Raw genomic sequence first — 17,311 nt, forward strand, 5'->3', positions numbered from 1 at the left:
CCGGCGCGCTCACCCCTTCACCGCCCCCGCGGTGAGGCCTTCGGTCAGGAACCGCTGCCCGAAGCCGTACATGAGCACGACCGGGATGCTGATCAGCAGCGAGGCCGCGGCCAGCTGGCCCTGCGGCACGACGTCGCCGAAGATCATCGACTGCATGCCGACGGGCAGGGTTTTGTTCTCATCCTTGGTGATGAACACGAACGCGAACAGGAATTCGTTCCACGCGTTGGTCAGCGTGAACAGCGCGACCGCGAGCAGGCCCGGTTTGGCCAGTGGCAGCACGATCCGCAGGAACGCCCCGAACCGCGTGCAGCCGTCGACCAGCGCGGCCTCCTCGAGGTCGGCCGGGATCGACTTGAAGTAGCCGACGAGCAGCCAGGTCGCGAACGGCAGGGTGAACGTCGGGTAGGCCAGCACGAGCGACCACAACGAGTCGTTGAGCCCGATTCCGCTCACCAGCTGGTACAGCGGGATGAACAGCAGCGCGCCCGGCATCACGTAGGTGAGCAGGATCGTCACCGTGAAGCTCTCCGAGCCGCGGAACTTCAGCCGTGCCAGCGCATACCCGGCCAGCGCCGCGCACACCAGGGCGATCGCGGTGGACGCCACCGACACCAGGATCGTGTTGACGTACCAGGTGCCGAACGCCCGGCCGGTGAACAGGTTGGTGAACTGCTCGGTGCTCCACGGTGTCGGCCAGAGGTCGTCGGTGCGGGCGACGATCTGGTCGTCGGTCTTGAAGGCCGTGATCGTCATCCAGTAGAGCGGGGCGAGCACGAACCCGAGGAGCCCCACCAGGGCGACGCCCGTGCCGGTGCCGCCGACCAGGCGGGCGGCCAGCCGGTTGCCCCGCGAGGCGAACCCGGAGACCACCCGGCCGACGATGGCCGCCAGGACCACGAACACGCCGAGCACGAGCGCGGCTTTCCAGACGATGTGCGGCGACGCCCAGGTCAGCACGAGCACCGAGCCCGCGACGATCACCCACGGCAGCGCGCGGCGCTGCCCGGGCGTCAGCCGACGGTGGCCCAGGTCGGCCGCGCCGGGCAGGTCGCTGCGGCGCATCATCCGCACGAGGATCACCACGAGGACGGCGATGACCGGCAGCATCACCAGCGTGACCGCGGCACCCGCGCCCAGCTGCAGCTGCTGGATCGCCTTCGAGTAGGCCACCATCACGTACGGGGCCGTGGCGTCGCCCGGGCCGCCCTGGGTCATCAGCCAGATCAGGTCGAAGTTGTTGAACGTCCAGATCGACGACAGCAGCACCGTCACGATCATGACCGGCCGCAGGCCCGGCAGCGTGATGTGCACGAAGCGCTGCCACGGCGAGGCGCCGTCCACCATCGCCGCCTCGTGGAGGCCGCTGTCGATGGCCTTGAGCCCCGCGAGGAACGTCACCGTGAAGAACGGGATGCCCTTCCAGACGTTGACCAGGATGACCGCCGGCATCGCGAGCGCGGGATCGGACAGCCACTCCGCGGGCCACTTGTCGACCAGGCCGATCGAGGCGAGGCCCGGCCCGATCCCCGATTCGGTGAGCAGGACGTTGACGCTGCCGAAGATCGGGTCGAGCAGGGACCGCCAGGTGAACGCCGTGACGACGGTGGGGATCACCCACGGCAGCAGGATCACCCCGGCGACGAGCGCCTTGCCGCGGCGCATGTGGTGCAGCATCAGTGCCGCGATGAGCCCGAAGGTCACCTTGAAGATCTCGGCGTAGGCGGTGAAGACGAACGAATTGAGCACGCCGTGGTGGAACAGGGCGTCGTCGACGAGGGCGGTGTAGTTGTCCAGTCCGGTGAAGACCGTCTCCGCGCCGTGCCGTTCAGTGGTGCTAGTGAAGATCGAGTCGGCGATCGGGACCAGGATCAGGCCGGCGACCAGCAGCAGCGTCGGCCCGATGAACACCGCGGCGAGGCGCCAGTCGCGCCCGAGCAGCCGCTGCGTTTTGGTGAGCGAGGAAGACGGGCCCGGCGCCGGACGGACCGGCGCCGGGCGCGGGCGGAGGACGGTCACTGCCGGTAGCCCTGCTGCTCGAAGATCTGCACGATCCGGCCGTGCGTCGCGGCGACGGCGTCGGCCGGCTTGGTGCCCTGGATGACCGACTGCATCATGTCGGTCAGCAGGTAGGCGGCCAGGGCGGCCTGCTCGCCGGGGCTCGGGGCCTGGGGAAACGCGTAGCCGGTCTTGGTCTTCACCGGGAGCTGCACGCGGGTCTGCTCCCGCAGGGCCGGGTAGGCCGGGTCCCCGGTCGTGTAGTACGGGTCGGAGTCCCACACCTTGCTCCACGACGGGTTCACCAGGCACGGTGCTTCCTTCGCGACCCCGAGCAGCGCGGTCCCGCCGACCATGAACTTCGCCACCAGCTTGGCGAGGTCGGGGTTCTTCGCCCCCTTGAACACGACGAACGAGTTGGACTCGCCGAACGCGAGCGGCTGGTCGATCGCCGGTCCGGTGGCGCCGTTGAACACGTGGGTGTTGGCGTAGACCGGGTTCTTCTTGGTCTTCGAATCGGCGTAGACGCTGAACTGGTTGAGCGTCAGCCCCAGGATCTGGGCCAGCCAGTTCTCGTTGTTGCTCGAGTCGGTCCAGCTGCCGATCCCGGGCGGCAGCATCGGCGCGTACTTCGGGTTCGTGTAGATGTCGCCGATGAACGTGACGGCGGCGACCGTCTCCGGCGAGTTGAACACCACCTTCGTGCCGGTGTTGTCCGCGATCGCCCCGCCGTAGGTGTTGATGACGTTCTGGATGAAGCCGTTGGCGTCACCGGAGCGGTTCACCGTGAGCCCCCAGCCGAAGCGCCGCTTCGCCGGGTCGGAGACCGCCAGCGCGTTGTCGCGCAGTTCTTCCCACGAATAGAAGGGTTTGAGCGGGAGACCCTTTTCCTGGTACCAGTCCTTGCGCAGGTACATCCCGGACGCGATGAAGTGGTACGGGATCGCGAACCAGCGCCCGTCGAACACGCAATAGTCGTTCGCCTCGGTCGCGGGCTCCCCGTAGAGCGCTTTCATGTCCTCGACCACGTCGGTGACATCGGTCAGGGCGCCCAGGTTGTGCAGCTGGCCGACGAACCGCCGGTCGCTCATGAAGGCCAGGTCCCGGTTGGTGCCCGCCTTCACTTCGGCGTCCATCTTCGCGACCATGTCGCCGGCGTCGCCGGAGACCAGGTCGTTGCGGATGGTGGTGCCGGTGGCCTGCGCGAACACCTGCAGCGACCGGTCCAGGGCCTTGTTGGCGGCCTCCGAATACAGCTTCTGCGAGAGCATCCCCACCGAGCCGCCGCGGAGCGCGGCCGCCTGGTCGAGCAGCGCCTTGGGCACCTGGACGTCGACCTGCGGCGCGGGTGCCTGACTGCTCCCGCACCCGGCGAGACCGAGCACGCCCAGCGCGCCCACCCCCGCGCTCATCCCGAGGAACGAGCGTCTCGTCCAGTCCGTTTTCTCTGCCATGACCACTCCTTTCGCGTCCGATCGGGCGGACGCGGACCGACGGGGCGACGTTGCAACCGGCGGGGCAGCGGGGCGAGCGCCGCGCTGCAGGTCGTTCATGCGGTGAGTGATGCCGAACGCTGGGGGGTCGAGCGCCGTCCGGAAAGGCGGCTAGCGCCGCCGGGCGGCCCGCTTGCTTCGCTGTTTCTTCTCCGCGAGGAGCGTGGAGTAGTTGTTGCTCAGGTGCCGGCGCATCGCGGCGCGTGCGGCCTCGGGGTCGCGCGCGACGAGCGCCTCGTAGATCTCCGTGTGCTGGGCGGTGGCGCGGTGCAGCCCGGCCGGCGCCTCGTTGGTGACGCGGCGGCTGGCCGTGCCGAGCCAGCGGGCGGAGTACATGATCCGGTCGAGGATCCGGTTGTCGGCCGCCCGGCAGATCTCCATGTGGAATTCGTGGTCGACTTCGAGGTAGGCCTCGGGCTCCGCTTCGAGCACCGCCATACGGTCGAGCTCGTCCCGGAGCCGGTTCAGCGTCTCGTCGCTGATGCTGGCCGCGGCCATGGCCGCCAGCTCCGGTTCGAGCAGGGCGCGCATCTGGTGCAGCTCCTGCAGCAGTTCCTCGACGATCTCCGCGGGCAGCCACTCGATCAGCAGCGGGCTCAGGTAATCCCATTCCGCGCGGGGCCGCACGACGACGCGGCGGCCCTGCGCGACGTCGACGATGTCGAGCGAGGCGAGGATCTTGAGCGTCTCCCGCGCGACCACGCGGGACACCCCGAACTCGTTCACGATGTCGAGTTCGGACGGTGCCCGGCCGTCCTCGATTTCGCCGCGGACGATCCGCCGGGTCAGGTGGGCCGCCACCTGCACCGGAAGGGTCCGGACCTTGACAGCGTCCGGAGACTCTTGTCTCCTTGGCATGTCATCAGCTTATCGGACAAGTTGGACGTCGCATTAGTCCGTTCGTACGCACCACCCGGGGACGGGAGAGCAATGCGGATCGTGAACGTCACGACGGCGGTGGTGGCCTACCACGGTGAGGCCACGCTGGTGCGGATCGACACCGACGAGGGCCTCAGCGGCTTCGGGGAGGCCAATCCCGACGCCGGCGCGGGCGCGGTCGTCGGGATGATCGGCTCCCTGGCACCCCTGCTGCTCGGCGAGGACCCGCGCAACGTCGAGCGCTGCTGGGAGAAACTGCGCCGCAGCAAGGTCTTCGCGGGCCCGCAGGGCGGGGTGTTCGTGATCGCCCTGTCCGGGATCGAGCTCGCGCTGTGGGACCTCGCGGGCAAGGCCGCGGGCCAGCCGGTGTACCGGTTGCTCGGCGGGAAGTTCCGTGACCGCATCCGGCTCTACGCCGACTGCGGCGACGGCGACGACCCCGCGGGCTCGGTCGCCGGGTGCGTCGACCGGGCGCAGCGGATGGTCGCCGAGGGTTTCACCGCCCTCAAGTTCGACGTCGACGACCTGCGCCACCCGGCCAAGTTCGACCCGTTCAACCACACGGTCAACGCGGCCGAGCTGCAGTCGATGGTCTCGCGCGTGGCCGCCGTCCGGGAAGCGATCGGCCCGGACGTCGACCTGGCGATCGACCTGCACGCCCGCTACGACCTGCCCAGCGCGTGCCGGATCGCTTGGGAACTCGAGCCGTTCCACCTGATGTGGCTCGAGGAGCCACTGCCGGCGGAGAACGTCGACGCGCTGGTACGGGTGCGCGAGCAGACCCGCACACCGATCTGCGCGGGAGAAAACCTTTACCTCCGTTGGGGATTCCGCGAGCTGCTGGAACGCGGCGCCGTGGACGTGATCGAGCCGGACGTCCCGAAGTGCGGCGGCCTCGCCGAGGCGAAGAAGATCGCGAACCTCGCGGAGCTGCACTACATTCCCTTCGCGCCCCACCTGGTGTCGACGCCACTGGGCACGATGGCGACGTCCCACCAGTGCGCGGCGATCCCCAACTTCTTCGTCCAGGAATGGCACGCGCTCGAGGAACGCGCGGTGTGGGACAGCTACGTCCACGCCCCCGACGGGAGCGGCTCGATCGTCAAGGACGGCTACATCACACTGCCCGACACGCCGGGCATCGGCGTGGAGCTCGACCTGGACGGCGTCCGGGCGCACGCCGTCCCGGGCTACGGGGTGTTCGAGTAGCCACTCACGGGGTGCGCTTCCAGCGCGACGCAGAGAGAAGCGCCCCTTTGTTCACCTCGGGTTCACTTTCCGGTCGTCTCATGGGGCATGTTCTGCGTACGACGGCCGACCGGAAGGTGAGCGATGAGCACGTTGGACACCCTGGCTTCCGAGCAGCTCGACACCCACTTCGCGCAGCTGGAGGACCGTTTGGACCACGACTACGCGGACGTCGCCCGGACGCGGCTGCACGCGATGGTCGACCGTGAGCGCGCCCGGTTCGCGAGCGCTCGCGTGCACGCCTTCGTGCCGATCCTGGTCGAGCGAGCGGTCCGGGCCGCCCTGGCCGGCACCTGAGGACCGGCGCTGACGGTATTCGCCGACCTCGATCACCTGGCGCTGGCGTTCGGCCGCGGTTCCGGGCTCATCGGGTTGGCGACGATCCCGTTCAGGTACCGCGAAAGCCGTGGCCTCCGCCGTGGTCACGCGGCCCTGCCCGCGGAACGACGGCGGCCGACCAGTGGACAAGGAACGTCGGGAAGGACAACCGGTACTACGGCGAACTCAGCTGGACGATCTCGCGGTGCAGCCCGGGGACCTGCGCCTCGTTCTCCGGCTTCATCAGGACGCTGCGCAGGATCCGGCCCCGCGGAACGTCCGCCCGCACCGCATGCCCCCGCCGCGCGAGGTCCGCACCGGTGACCGTGTAGGTCGCCACGAACACCGCCTCCTCCGGAGGTCGCGCCATCCCGGCCTCCAGCACCTGCGCGCTGACCCGGTCGATCTCGGAAAGCGTTTCCCGGACCGGAAAGTAGCTCACGATGTCCAGCTCCGGCGGCTGGTACAACGCCAGTTCGGCACCGCCGGCGAGCAGCTCCGCCCACGCGAGCGCGGCCCGGCGCCCGGGCCGGAGCACCGCACCCAGCCCGTCCGGGGTCAGCGGCAGGACACGCAACGTCAGCCACAGGGCCGCGGCCGCGGCGCCCGCTCGGGAGCATTCGAGGGAGATCTCCCCGAGGTGCAGGTCGTCGGACGTGAAGTAGGTGTACGGCGAGTCGTGCAGGTAGTGGCGGGCCACCGACGGGTCGCGGAACAGCACCGCGCCGCAGCCGTAGGGCTGCAGTCCGTGCTTGTGCGGGTCGATGACGACCGAATCGGCGTCGGCGATGGCGTGGAACGGGGCCGATCGCACGCCGTCCGCCGAGTCGTCGGCGATGAGCCGGAAGAAGCCGCCGTAGGCCGCGTCCACGTGCACCCGGGCGCCGTACCGGCGGGCGAGGGCGATGATCTCGCCGACCGGGTCGACGGCGCCGAGGCCCGTCGTCCCGGTGGTCGCGACCACCGTGCCGATGCGCCCGGTGCGGAGCAGGTCTTCGAGCGCGTCCGGATCGAGGGCCCCGGTCGCGGTGGTGGCCACCGGAACGGCCTCGATGCCGAGCAGGTGGCTCATCCGGCCGTGGGTGTAGTGGGCGTCGGCACTGTGCGCGATCGCCTTGCCCGGGTGCGTCTCGCGGGCGACGAACAGGGCTTCGAGGTTCGCGATCGTCCCGCTGCTGGTCAGGTGCCCCAGGTGCTGCGGCAGGCCGAACATCGCCGCCAGGTCCGCGACGACCTCCTTCTCCATGGCCGCGGTGGCGGGGCCGCCGTCGAGGGCGTGGTTGTTCGGGTTGATCAGCATCGCGCTCAGGTAGCCGGCGACGGCCGCCGGGTGGGGCGGCTTGAGCATCTGCCCGGCGTAGCGGGGGTGGAAGAACGGGTAGTTGTCGCGCAGGCGCCGGTGCAGTTCCGCGGTCGCCTCCCGGAACGGCCCGAGCGGCACGTCCTGGGAGTGGTGCGGGTCGTAGCCGCCGTACTCCGCCATCCAGGCCCCGACGTCGCGGACGGCGTCGCCGAGCACCGCGGCGAGTTCGGCGAACCCGGCCGGCCCCGCGCGCAGGACCCCATCATTTCGGCTCATCGGCGTCGACACTCCCCGGATAGTATGGATACATAATTATGTTCACATAACTATCGGGTAGCGTAAAGGGGTGCCTCTCCCGCACGATCCGTACGCCGACCTGGCCGATCTCGTGCTCAACGTCGCACGCCTGATCCGCCTGCGCACCCCGGCCGGGCCGGAGGTCGTGCGGCTCACCGCCACCGAGCGCCAGGTCATGCGGATCGTGGACCTGGACCCCGGCTGCACGCCGAGCCGGATCGCGGAGCGCACCGGGCTGCAGCGCACCAACGTCAGCACCGCCCTGCGCGGACTCGAAGCCAAGGGCCTGCTGACCCGCGCCGGCCACGGCCGGACCGTCACCGTGCACCCCACCGAGCTGGCCCGGACCAACCTCGAGGTCCTCCGCGGCGCCTGGTCGGAGCTGCTGGCCGACCTGCTCGCCGACATCGACCCGGACGCGATCACCCGATGCAACCGGACGCTCGCCCACCTCGAGCGCCGCTTCGCCGGAAATCCCGACGATCCGTCCGAGGGCTGACAGGATGTCGGACATGACGCTGCCGGCCTTGCCCGAGGAGTCCTTCCGGCGCGTGCTCTGCATCGTCGCCCACCCCGACGACATGGAGTACGGCACGTCCGCGGCGGTCGCCCGCTGGACCGCACGCGGTATCGAGGTCGGTTACCTCCTGCTCACCCGCGGCGAGGCCGGCATGCCCAACCCGCCCGAGGAGACGGCCCGCCTGCGCGCCGCCGAGCAGCAAGCCGCCTGCGCCGTGGTCGGGGTCGAACACCTGACGATCCTGGAGCACCCGGACGGCGTGCTCGTGTACGGCCTCGACCTGCGCCGGGACATCTGCCGCGAGATCCGCCGCTTCCGGCCCGACGTCGTCTACGGCACCGGCTTCGAGGTCGAGACGCCGTGGGGCTTCGACCAGGCCGACCACCGCGCGGCCGGCCTCGCGACCCTGGACGCGATCCGCGACGCGGGCAACCGCTGGGTCTTCCCGGAGCAGATCGACGACGAGGGCCTCGAACCGCACTCCGCCCGCTGGTACCTCACCCCGGGCATGACGAACCCGACGCACGGCGTCGACGTCACGGGCGAGCCGCTGCGCCGGGGCGTGGCGTCGCTGGAGGCGCACGCGGCGTACCTGGCCGCGCTCCCCGACCACCCGGCGCCCGCCGACTTCATCCCGCAGTTCGCCGCGATGAGCGGGAAGGCGATGGGTGTCGAGCACGCCGTCCTGTTCCGGGCCCACGACCTGCAGGCCCCGCCGGAGCTCCCCACCGAATCCACAGAGGACTGACCCACCCGGCCGTCTACTACTACGGCACGTAGTAGGATGGGGTCGTGACGGCGACCCGGCCCGGCAAGCTGCAGCAGGTCCTCCTGCTGTGCGCGCTGGCCGTGGGCGTCGTGGCGATGCACCACGTCGGCATGGCGAGCGCGGCCGGGGCCACGACGATGCACGCCATGGCCGCCCCGGGCCCGCAGGTCCTCACCGCCGCCCCGGACAGCAACCCCGGCGAGCACGATCCGGGCCGGCACGACGTCCTCCACCTCTGCCTGGCCGTGCTGTGCGCGGCCGGCGCGCTCCTGCTCGCCGTCGCCCTCTTCCTGGCCGTTTCCCGGTGCACCACGACGTTCTCGCGGACGCCCGATTCCCGTGGCTCGCCGAGCCGGGGACGGCCACCCGGCCGCAGCGTCCTGATTTCCCTGTGCATTTCGCGCACGTGATCCGACCGGTTTCCCCGTCCGATCACCCTCACCGCACAGAGAAAGATCTGTCATGCGCAAAAACTCCCTCATCGGCGGCATCGTGCTGGCCGCCGCCCTCCTGCTCGGCGGCTGCGGCGGCACCGACGCCCCCGCCGGCCACAACGCCGACGACGTCACGTTCGCCCAGCAGATGGTCCCGCACCACAGCCAGGCGCTCGACATGGCGAAGCTCGTCCCGGCGCGCAGCGCGAACCCGAAGGTGCTCGGCCTCGCGAGCCGGATCGAACAGGCCCAGGATCCGGAAATCCGGCTGATGCAGGGCTGGCTGACCACCTGGGGCGCCGCCCCGGCCCACGAATCGATGCCCGGCATGGGCGGGTCGATGTCGGGCGCCGACCTGAAGCAGCTCGAAACCGCCACGGGTGCCGAGTTCGACAAGATGTGGCTCGGCATGATGATCCAGCACCACCAGGGCGCGATCGACATGGCCAGGACCGAACTGGCCCAGGGCGCCGACGCCGGCGCCAAGGCGCTCGCGCAGAAGATCATCGACGCGCAGCAGGCGGAGATCGCCGAGATGCAGGGCCTGCTCACACAGAGCTGAGCACGGGTCGCCGGGGCGGCCGCCGCCCCGGCGACCAGCTTTCTCCGGTGGGCCGCCGGGCGGGAAGTATCCTGCCCACCGGAGGTGCCGTGCTGGGTCTGGGCGAGCTCGAAGCGTCGGTGATGGACGTGCTCTGGGACGCGGCGGATCCGTTGCGGGTCCGCCAGGTGCTCGACGAGCTGAACCGCGACCGCAAGCTGGCGTACACCACGGTGATGACCGTGCTGGACAACCTGCACCGGAAGGGCTGGGTCGTGCGCGACCTGGAGAACCGGGCGTACCACTACCGCGCCGTCACCACCCGGGCGGAAGCGACCGCGCAGAGCCTGCGGGAGGTGCTCGACTCCGTCGACGACCGCGAATCCGTGCTGCTGCACTTCGTCAGCACGGTCACCGAAGAGGAGTCGGACGTCCTCCGCCGGGCCCTGCGCCGGAAGCCGAAGAAGCGGTGATCGTCGCCGCCGCTCTGCTGCTCGGCACCGTCGCGGTCGGCTGGTGGTCTCCGTGGCCGCTGGGCCGGCTCACCGCGCGGATCGACCCGCGGACGGCGCTCGCCTGGTGGCTGCTCACCGCCGCCGGGGTGCTCGGCGGCGCGATCGCCGGGGTGCTGCTGCTCGTCCTGCCGGGACACGGCCCGGCCGACGCGGTCCTGCGGGTGCTGCACGACTGCTGGACGGTGCTCGACCACGACGAGCTGCCCGCGCTCGACCCGGTCGCCGGCACGATCGCGGGTGCCGTCGTGGCGGTCGCGGCCGGGCGGCTGGCGACGACCTGGCTCGTCCGGCGGCGACGGCGGACGGTGCTGCACCGCCGTCACCTGACCGCACTGCGGCTCGCCGGCGCTCGCGACACCCGGCCGGTCCCGACCCTGTGGCTGCCGGACGACCGGCCGATCGCCTACAGCCTCGGCGGCCGCCGCTCCCTGGTGGTCGCCAGCGACGGCCTCGCGGCGCGGCTGACGAGGCGCGAGCTGGGCGCCGTGCTGGCCCACGAACGCGCCCACGTCCACGGGCACCACCACCTGCTCACCGGCGCCGCGGAGGTCCTCGGCCGGACGCTCGGGTTCGTGCCCCTGCTGCGCGAGCTGCCCGCGGTAACGCGCCTGCTGGTGGAACTGGCCGCCGACCAGACGGCGGCCGCACAGTGCGGCCGCGAACCGCTCAGGTCGGCCCTGGTGTCGATCCAAGCGGTGGCCGGACCCCGCCGAGCCCTCCCCATGGCGGGCGGCGACACCGCCCTCCGACTGAGCCGGCTCGACAACGGCATGTCGGCCACCCGGCGGTCGATCACCGTCACCGGCGGGGTTGTCGCCTTCCTCGCCCCGCCTGCGATCGCGGTCGCACTGGTGCTCATCACCGGCTTCGCGGTCTGCCGCTGACCGGCTTCAGGCCCGGACCACCGGCGCGAAGCCGCGAGCTGTTGCCGACCAGGACACCGGCACGCCGACCGCCCCGCAATCGATCACCGGCTTCGCCGTGTGCCGCTGACCGGCTTCAGGCCCGGGTCACCGAACTCGACCCGAAGCCACGCAGCCGCTGCCGACCTCGGCACATCACCCGCCCCGCAATCGATCACCGTCGCCGGCGGGGTTGTCGCCTTCGTCGCCCCGCCCGCGATCGCGGTGGCTTTGGTGTTGATCACCGGCTTCGCGGTCTGCCGCTGACCGGCTTCAGGCACGGACCACCGACGTCGACGCAAAGCCGCGCAGCCGCAAGCTGTTGCCGACCACGAACACCGAACTGAAGGCCATCGCCGCGCCCGCGATCATCGGGTTCAGCAATCCCGCCGCCGCCAGGGGCAGGGCCGCCAGGTTGTACGCGAACGCCCAGAACAGGTTGCCCTTGATCGTGCGCAACGTGCGGCGGGACAGCCGGATCGCGTCGGCGGCCGCGCGCAGGTCGCCGCGGACCAGGGTGAGGTCGCTCGCCTCGATCGCGACGTCCGTCCCCGTGCCCATGGCCAGCCCGAGGTCGGCCTGCGCCAGCGCCGGCGCGTCGTTCACGCCGTCGCCGACCATGGCCACGACCCGGCCTTCGTCCTGCAGGCGCTTGACGACGGCCAGCTTGCCGGCCGGCAGCACCTCGGCGATCACCTCGTCGATGCCCACCTCCGCCGCCACCGCGCGGGCGACGGCCGCGTTGTCGCCGGTCAGCAGCACCGGGGTCAGCCCCAGCTCGCGCAGCTGGGCGACGGCCTCGGCCGACGTCGGCTTGACGGTGTCGGCGACCAGCAGGACGCCACGGGCCGCGCCGTCCCAGGCCACCGCCACCGCGGTGTGGCCCCGCTCCTCCGCCGCGGCCTTCGCGGCCGCGAGGTCGTCCGGTAGCGGTTGGCTCCAGTCCTCCAGCAACGCCGTCCGGCCCACCAGCACCGCGTGCCCCTCGACGATCCCCCGCACCCCGAGCCCCGCCACGTTCGTGAAGTCCTCGGCCGCCGGGAGGTCGACGCGCTCCCGGGCGCCCCGGGCGATGGCGGTGGCGATCGGGTGCTCCGACGCGTCCTCCAGCGCCCCGGCCAGCCGCAACAGCTGCTCTTCGTCGACGCCGTCGGCGACGTGGACGCCGGCCAGGGTCATCCGGCCCGCGGTCACCGTGCCGGTCTTGTCCAGCACCACCGTGTCGACCCGGCGGGTCGATTCGAGGACCTCCGGCCCCTTGATCAGCACGCCGAGCTGGGCCCCGCGGCCGGTGCCGACGAGCAGGGCCGTCGGCGTGGCCAGGCCGAGCGCACACGGGCAGGCGATGATCAGCACCGCCACCGCGGCCGTGAACGCCGCCGCCGTGCCGGCGCCGGTGCCGAGCCAGAACCCCAGCGTGGCGGCGGCCAAGCCGATCACGATCGGCACGAACACCCCGGACACCCGGTCGGCCAGCCGCTGGACCTCGGCCTTGCCGCTCTGGGCGTCCTCGACCAGCTGGGCCATCCGCGCCAGCTGCGTGTCCGCGCCGACGCGGGTGGCGCGCACGACCAGCCGCCCGCCGGCGTTCACCGTCGCCCCGGTGACGGCGTCCCCCTCGCCGACCTCGACCGGCACCGATTCACCGGTGAGCATCGACGCGTCGACCGCGGACTTGCCCTCCTCGACCACGCCGTCGGTGGCGATCTTCTCGCCCGGCCGCACGACGAACCGGTCCCCCACCGCCAGCTCGGCCGCCGGGATCCGGACCTCGCCGCCGCCCCGCAGGACCGCGACCTCCTTGGCGCCCAACTCCAGCAGTGCCCGCAGCGCGGCACCCGCGCGGCGCTTGGACCGCGCCTCGAAGTACCGGCCGGCCAGGATGAACGTCGTGACGCCGGCAGCGACCTCGAGATAGATGTCGCCCGCCCCGTCCGAGGGGGCGATCGTCAGCTCGAACGGGTGCACCATCCCCGGCGTTCCGGCCGTGCCGAGCAGCAGCGCCCACAGCGACCACGCGGACGCCGCGAGCACGCCCATCGACACCAGCGTGTCCATGGTCGCCGCGCCGTGGCGCAGGTTCGTCCACGCCGCCCGGTGGAACGGCCACGCGCCCCAGGTGACCACCGGCGCGGCCAGCGTCAGCGAAATCCACTGCCAGTACGTGAACTGCAGCGCCGGCACCATGGCCAGCAGGATCACCGGCACCGCCAGCACGGCACTGGTGATCAGCCGCTGCCGCAGCGGGCGCGCCGGATCGTCTTCGTCCACTTCGGACTCGACGGCCGGTTCCGGCCGCGGCAGCGTGGCGCGGTAACCCGCCGCCTCGACCGTGGCCACCAGCGTGCCCGGGTCGAGGCCCGCCGGAGCGCGCACGCGGGCTTTCTCGGTGGCGTAGTTGACCGCCGCGGTGACGCCGTCGAGCTTGTTGAGCTTGCGCTCGATGCGGTTGGCGCACGAGGCGCAGGTCATGCCGGCGATCGCGAGTTCGATCTCGGTCACCGGGCCGGACCCGGCCGTGGTGCTGGTCATGATCGTCCCCCTTCGCGGGTGGTGACGGTGAACTCGGCGGTGCGCACGACGTCGCCGTGCTTGAAGTCCAGGAACAGCCGGTAGGTCCCCGCGCTCGGGACCTCGGCGGCGAACTTCACCTGCGGGCCCGCGGCCGTCCTGCCGTCGCCGGGGGCACCGTCCGGGTGGACGTGCAGGTAGGCGAGATCGCCTTCGCGCAGCGCGACCAGGTGCCCGTACGCGGCGAGGTAAGGCTGCAGATCGGTGACCGGCACGCCGCCGCGGCGGACGGTCAGCGTCAGCGGCGACGTCTTCCCGGCCGTCAGCTCGCCGGCGAGCTCGACGGTGTACCCGTCGACCTGGGCCGTGTGGCTGGGCTCGTACGTCGCCGGCTGGTAGGCGCCGGCGACCGACAGGTCCACGCCGAGGGTCATCGCCTTGCCTCCGGTCGGCGCGAAGTCGGCGAACGCGCGGTACGAGCCGGCGGCGGGCAAGGTCAGCGGGACGCTCCACGTGCCGTCCGGCGCCAGCTCCGGGTGGACGTGCCGGAAGCCGGAGGTGTCCCGGCGGACCACGATCAGGTGCAGCCTCTTCTCGTGTTCGACGTCGAACGCGGTGACGGGCTTCCCGTCGGGCCCGGTGATGGTGAACGAGAACCTCCCGGGCTCCGGCGCCGGGCCGGCGGTGAAGGTGTAGCCGTCCTGGCTCGACGCCAGCCCGCCCGGCAGTTCGCCGGCCGGAGCGGCCATGCCCGCGTGTTCGCCGCCCGGGTCACGGTGTTCGGTGGTCGCGGCCGAAACCGGGCCCACGGTGCTGCCCACGGCGAATCCCCCGGCCGCCAGCAGGACGAGCGCCCCGCCGAACCCGGCCAGCCGTGCTGCGGTGTTCATGTCTGCTTCCCTCCGTGGCGCCGGACTACCCGGCGAGCGCGTACCCGGCCTTCTCGACGGCCGCGCGGACCTGCGCGTCGTCGACCGGCCGGTCGCTGGTGACGGTGACGGCCCCGGACGGCAGGTCGACCGCGACCTCGGTGACGCCGTCGAGGGCGCCGACCTCTTCGCTGACCGAGGCCACGCAGTGCGAGCAGGTCATGCCGGTCACGGTGTAGCGGCTGGTGCTCATGGGGTTCCCTTCGCTCATGCCGCCACAGTACCCCTAGGGGGTACCCGTATCAAGGCGGTCCCGGCCGCGTCGCACCGATGAGTTTTCCGGGCCGCCGCCGTCCATACCTGCGAGATCGACACCCAGGAGGACGCACGATGCGGAAACTGATCTTCGGGATGAACCTGACGCTGGACGGCTACATCGCCGCGCCCGGTGATGACATCGGGTGGAGCGGGCCGCCGAGCGACGAGCTGTTCCGGTGGTGGCTCGACCAGGAGCGGGCCAGCGAGCTGACGCTCTACGGGCGCAAGCTGTGGGAGACGATGAGCTCCTACTGGCCGACCGGCGACCAGCAGCCCGGCGCCAATCCGGCGGAGGTCGCCTTCGCGCGGAACTGGCGGGACATGCCGAAGGTGGTGTTCTCCTCGACGATCGACAAGGTCGACTGGAACACCCGCCTGGTCACCGGCGACGCCGTCGCCGAAATCACCCGGCTCAAGGCCGAGGACGGCGGCCCGATGAGCATCGGTGGCGCCACCCTCGCCGCGGCGGCCATGCGGGCCGGGCTGATCGACGAGTACGCCGTGGCCACCCACCCGGTCCTGGTGGGTGGCGGCACGCCCTTCTTCACCGCGCTGGACAGCTGGGTGAACCTGACCCTGGTCGAGACGCGGACCTTCCCCGGCGGCGTGGTGCTGACCCGGTACGAGACGCGGCGATGAGCACGGTCACAGCGTCGGCGGCAGGCCCAGCCAGGGTTTGCCGGCGGCCTCGAACCCGGTGAGCTCGGCGATCTTCCCGTCGACGACGTGCAGGAGCGCGACGGCGAACAGCCGGTGCTCCGGGTCGCCGGGGGCACGCAGGTACAGCACGGCGGCCGGCATGCGGTTGACCGTCGTGACCACCCCGCGCCAGTCGTCGTGGCCGCGCCGGAAGAGCCCGCCGGAGACCCAGCCGTCCACCGCGTCCCGGGCCGTCGTGCTCACGGTGGTCTGCCCGGGCAGCATCGCGAAGCGCAGGTCGTCGCGCAGCAGGGCCGTCAGCGCGTCGAGGTCGTTGCGCTCGTGGGCGTCGAGGTAGGACTGCACCACACCGCGCTCGTCGCCCGACAGCTCGTGGGTGGCCCGGCCGCGCCAGTCGAGGCGGCGGCCGGGCAGCTGCCCGCGCACCGTCACCCGCGCCCGCTGCAGGGCGCTGGTCACCGAGGCGACGGTCAGCTCGAGGACGTCGGCGACCGTGGCCGCCGGCCAGCCCAGGACGTCCCGCAGGATGAACACCGCCCGCTGCCGCGGCGGCAGGTGCTGGACGGCGACGATGAACGCCAGCTCGATCGTCTCCCGCGCCACCGCCGACTCCTGCGGGTCCTCGGGAAGCATCCGATCGGGGTACGGCTGCAGCACCTCCCAGGCCGCGCCCGGCAGCTCGGCCGGCACGGGCGTGCGGCCGTTGCGCTTGTCCAGGAAGTCGAGGCAGGCGTTCGTCGCGATCCGGTACAGCCAGGTCCGCCACGCGGCGTGCCCCTTGAACGACTCCCGCTTGTCCCACGCCCGCAGGAACGTCTCCTGGGTCAGGTCCCGGGCGTCCTCGTAGTTCGCGAGCATCCGGTAGCAGTGCACCTGCAGCTCACGCCGGTGCCGCTCGGTGAGGAGCGCGAACTGCGCGGCGTCGTCGGTCATGGTCGTGCATCCTTCCACCGGGATCAGGGACTACCCGAACTGACGATCGGGCGCCGGATTTCTGATCGGTGGGGCCGCCGGCGCAGGGCCCACTCGGCCACGCCGAGGTTGAGCACCCAGCCTGCCGCCATCAGCATCGCCCGGGTGCCCTCGCCGGGCACGCCCACCAGCAGGGCCCACGGGAGGTGCGTCAGCACCTGCGTCCCGGCGCCCAGCCCGATCGCGTACCCGCGGGTCATCCACACCCGGTGCCGGCGGACGTCCCGGCGGCGGACGGCGACCGTGGCCAGCACGATCGCCACCGCCATCGCCGTGCCGAAGAACAACCGGAACACCGTGAGGAGGTCGCCGTCGCCCGGCGGGAGGTCGGAGAACAGCGTCAGCCACAGACCGGACAGGGCCGCGACCAGCCCGCACGGAACCAGCAGCCGCCCGGCGAGCCGGTGCCAGGTGGGCCGGCGCCGGCGCAGGGCCGGCACGAACTGGAACGCTCCCAGGACGCAGAAGGCGCTCGCGCCGAAAATGTGCAGCACGACGGGCAGCGGCATGGCGAAGAACCGTGCGTTGTCCGCGGTGACCCGCGCGCCACCGGCCAGCTCGGCCACGCGCGCGGAACCGGCGGCCACCGGGACGGCACTGAGCAGGAGCAGTCCCGCCGGGACGAGCCACTCCGGTCTCTTGGTGGGCAGCAAGGGAAACCCCTCTCGGAGGTCGGGCACGGACGTGTTCGCCCAGCATGACCGCCGGCGGGCCGCGGCTCATCGGTCCACGGGCCGGACCTCGACCGGCCCGAAGTACGGCCC

Annotated in this window: 18 protein-coding genes; 9 read left to right on the top strand and 9 right to left on the bottom strand. The window is 71.7% G+C overall.

Annotated features, from left to right (window positions below; all coding sequences use genetic code 11):
* Positions 1 to 9 precede the first annotated feature (9 nt).
* From ACWDN5_RS09980 to ACWDN5_RS09990, 3 genes are all read right to left on the bottom strand, one after another.
* The gene (locus ACWDN5_RS09980; RefSeq protein ID WP_449675856.1) at positions 10 to 2,019 is read right to left on the bottom strand and encodes an ABC transporter permease; all 2,010 of its coding nucleotides are present in this window, start codon (positions 2,017 to 2,019) and stop codon (positions 10 to 12) included.
* On the bottom strand, positions 2,016 to 3,452 hold the full coding sequence (locus tag ACWDN5_RS09985; protein WP_310971983.1) for an ABC transporter substrate-binding protein: 1,437 nt from the start codon (positions 3,450 to 3,452) through the stop codon (positions 2,016 to 2,018). Before ACWDN5_RS09985 ends, ACWDN5_RS09980 begins: the two co-directional genes overlap by 4 nt.
* 150 nt (positions 3,453 to 3,602) lie before the next feature.
* The gene (locus ACWDN5_RS09990) at positions 3,603 to 4,349 is read right to left on the bottom strand and encodes a FadR/GntR family transcriptional regulator (protein ID WP_310971982.1); all 747 of its coding nucleotides are present in this window, start codon (positions 4,347 to 4,349) and stop codon (positions 3,603 to 3,605) included.
* A gap of 72 nt (positions 4,350 to 4,421) precedes the next feature.
* Between ACWDN5_RS09990 and ACWDN5_RS09995 the strand changes: the two genes are divergently transcribed.
* Together ACWDN5_RS09995 and ACWDN5_RS10000 are read left to right on the top strand one after the other, a co-directional pair.
* On the top strand, positions 4,422 to 5,579 hold the full coding sequence (locus tag ACWDN5_RS09995) for a mandelate racemase/muconate lactonizing enzyme family protein (RefSeq protein WP_310971980.1): 1,158 nt from the start codon (positions 4,422 to 4,424) through the stop codon (positions 5,577 to 5,579).
* A 123-nt stretch (positions 5,580 to 5,702) separates the two neighbouring features.
* Positions 5,703 to 5,915, top strand: coding sequence for a three-helix bundle dimerization domain-containing protein (locus ACWDN5_RS10000; protein ID WP_310971979.1), 213 nt, complete (start codon positions 5,703 to 5,705; stop codon positions 5,913 to 5,915).
* A gap of 196 nt (positions 5,916 to 6,111) precedes the next feature.
* Here the strand turns inward: ACWDN5_RS10000 and ACWDN5_RS10005 are convergent, their stop codons facing one another.
* Positions 6,112 to 7,419, bottom strand: a complete 1,308-nt coding sequence (locus ACWDN5_RS10005; RefSeq protein ID WP_449675913.1) for a pyridoxal phosphate-dependent decarboxylase family protein — start codon at positions 7,417 to 7,419, stop codon at positions 6,112 to 6,114.
* 166 nt (positions 7,420 to 7,585) lie between these two features.
* Here ACWDN5_RS10005 and ACWDN5_RS10010 point away from each other — a divergent pair, with 166 nt between their 5' ends.
* The 6 genes from ACWDN5_RS10010 to ACWDN5_RS10035 all read left to right on the top strand — a co-directional run bounded on the left by ACWDN5_RS10010 (position 7,586) and on the right by ACWDN5_RS10035 (position 11,199).
* Complete coding sequence (locus ACWDN5_RS10010) at positions 7,586 to 8,035, top strand: MarR family winged helix-turn-helix transcriptional regulator (protein ID WP_449675857.1); 450 nt, start codon at positions 7,586 to 7,588, stop codon at positions 8,033 to 8,035.
* Between the two features lie 4 nt (positions 8,036 to 8,039).
* Complete coding sequence (locus ACWDN5_RS10015) at positions 8,040 to 8,804, top strand: PIG-L deacetylase family protein (protein WP_449675858.1); 765 nt, start codon at positions 8,040 to 8,042, stop codon at positions 8,802 to 8,804.
* Between the two features lie 44 nt (positions 8,805 to 8,848).
* Complete coding sequence (locus ACWDN5_RS10020; protein WP_449675859.1) at positions 8,849 to 9,235, top strand: DUF6153 family protein; 387 nt, start codon at positions 8,849 to 8,851, stop codon at positions 9,233 to 9,235.
* A gap of 52 nt (positions 9,236 to 9,287) precedes the next feature.
* A complete protein-coding gene (locus ACWDN5_RS10025; RefSeq protein ID WP_449675860.1) occupies positions 9,288 to 9,821 on the top strand; it encodes a DUF305 domain-containing protein in 534 nt (177 codons plus the stop codon).
* 89 nt (positions 9,822 to 9,910) lie between these two features.
* Entirely contained in the window at positions 9,911 to 10,273 is a 363-nt protein-coding gene (locus tag ACWDN5_RS10030) for a BlaI/MecI/CopY family transcriptional regulator (protein WP_449675862.1), read from the top strand.
* The gene (locus ACWDN5_RS10035; protein ID WP_449675864.1) at positions 10,270 to 11,199 is read left to right on the top strand and encodes a M56 family metallopeptidase; all 930 of its coding nucleotides are present in this window, start codon (positions 10,270 to 10,272) and stop codon (positions 11,197 to 11,199) included. Before ACWDN5_RS10030 ends, ACWDN5_RS10035 begins: the two co-directional genes overlap by 4 nt.
* Before the next feature lie 291 nt (positions 11,200 to 11,490).
* On the opposite strand, the gene ACWDN5_RS10040 is transcribed toward ACWDN5_RS10035, so the two are convergent.
* The 3 genes from ACWDN5_RS10040 to ACWDN5_RS10050 are packed head-to-tail and all read right to left on the bottom strand — an operon-like array spanning position 11,491 to position 14,850.
* The gene (locus tag ACWDN5_RS10040) at positions 11,491 to 13,749 is read right to left on the bottom strand and encodes a heavy metal translocating P-type ATPase (protein ID WP_449675865.1); all 2,259 of its coding nucleotides are present in this window, start codon (positions 13,747 to 13,749) and stop codon (positions 11,491 to 11,493) included.
* Entirely contained in the window at positions 13,746 to 14,618 is an 873-nt protein-coding gene (locus ACWDN5_RS10045; RefSeq protein ID WP_449675867.1) for a hypothetical protein, read from the bottom strand. Before ACWDN5_RS10045 ends, ACWDN5_RS10040 begins: the two co-directional genes overlap by 4 nt.
* Before the next feature lie 25 nt (positions 14,619 to 14,643).
* Positions 14,644 to 14,850, bottom strand: coding sequence for a heavy-metal-associated domain-containing protein (locus tag ACWDN5_RS10050; protein ID WP_449675914.1), 207 nt, complete (start codon positions 14,848 to 14,850; stop codon positions 14,644 to 14,646).
* A gap of 137 nt (positions 14,851 to 14,987) precedes the next feature.
* Here ACWDN5_RS10050 and ACWDN5_RS10055 point away from each other — a divergent pair, with 137 nt between their 5' ends.
* Positions 14,988 to 15,554 (top strand): dihydrofolate reductase family protein, encoded by a 567-nt coding sequence (locus tag ACWDN5_RS10055; protein WP_449675868.1) that lies wholly within the window; start codon positions 14,988 to 14,990, stop codon positions 15,552 to 15,554.
* Between the two features lie 6 nt (positions 15,555 to 15,560).
* On the opposite strand, the gene ACWDN5_RS10060 is transcribed toward ACWDN5_RS10055, so the two are convergent.
* Together ACWDN5_RS10060 and ACWDN5_RS10065 are read right to left on the bottom strand one after the other, a co-directional pair.
* Positions 15,561 to 16,508 (bottom strand): RNA polymerase subunit sigma-70, encoded by a 948-nt coding sequence (locus ACWDN5_RS10060; RefSeq protein ID WP_449675869.1) that lies wholly within the window; start codon positions 16,506 to 16,508, stop codon positions 15,561 to 15,563.
* 23 nt (positions 16,509 to 16,531) lie between these two features.
* Positions 16,532 to 17,200 carry a DUF2306 domain-containing protein gene (locus tag ACWDN5_RS10065; RefSeq protein WP_449675871.1) on the bottom strand — a complete coding sequence of 223 codons (669 nt, stop codon included), beginning with the start codon at positions 17,198 to 17,200 and terminating at the stop codon, positions 16,532 to 16,534.
* Positions 17,201 to 17,311 lie beyond the last annotated feature (111 nt).

Source organism: Amycolatopsis sp. NPDC003731 (assembly GCF_053586895.1).

Excerpts from the sequence above, each read along its gene's own strand:
- ACWDN5_RS09990 (WP_310971982.1), bottom strand. The coding sequence starts at position 4,349 with ATGCCAAGGAGACAAGAGTCTCCGGACGCTGTCAAGGTCCGGACCCTT.
- ACWDN5_RS09985 (WP_310971983.1), bottom strand. The coding sequence starts at position 3,452 with ATGGCAGAGAAAACGGACTGGACGAGACGCTCGTTCCTCGGGATGAGC.
- ACWDN5_RS10000 (WP_310971979.1), top strand. The coding sequence starts at position 5,703 with ATGAGCACGTTGGACACCCTGGCTTCCGAGCAGCTCGACACCCACTTC.
- ACWDN5_RS10015 (WP_449675858.1), top strand. The coding sequence starts at position 8,040 with ATGTCGGACATGACGCTGCCGGCCTTGCCCGAGGAGTCCTTCCGGCGC.
- ACWDN5_RS10045 (WP_449675867.1), bottom strand. The coding sequence starts at position 14,618 with ATGAACACCGCAGCACGGCTGGCCGGGTTCGGCGGGGCGCTCGTCCTG.
- ACWDN5_RS09995 (WP_310971980.1), top strand. The coding sequence starts at position 4,422 with ATGCGGATCGTGAACGTCACGACGGCGGTGGTGGCCTACCACGGTGAG.
- ACWDN5_RS10060 (WP_449675869.1), bottom strand. The coding sequence starts at position 16,508 with ATGACCGACGACGCCGCGCAGTTCGCGCTCCTCACCGAGCGGCACCGG.
- ACWDN5_RS10040 (WP_449675865.1), bottom strand. The coding sequence starts at position 13,749 with ATGACCAGCACCACGGCCGGGTCCGGCCCGGTGACCGAGATCGAACTC.
- ACWDN5_RS10050 (WP_449675914.1), bottom strand. The coding sequence starts at position 14,850 with ATGAGCACCAGCCGCTACACCGTGACCGGCATGACCTGCTCGCACTGC.
- ACWDN5_RS10005 (WP_449675913.1), bottom strand. The coding sequence starts at position 7,419 with ATGGCGGAGTACGGCGGCTACGACCCGCACCACTCCCAGGACGTGCCG.
- ACWDN5_RS10055 (WP_449675868.1), top strand. The coding sequence starts at position 14,988 with ATGCGGAAACTGATCTTCGGGATGAACCTGACGCTGGACGGCTACATC.
- ACWDN5_RS10025 (WP_449675860.1), top strand. The coding sequence starts at position 9,288 with ATGCGCAAAAACTCCCTCATCGGCGGCATCGTGCTGGCCGCCGCCCTC.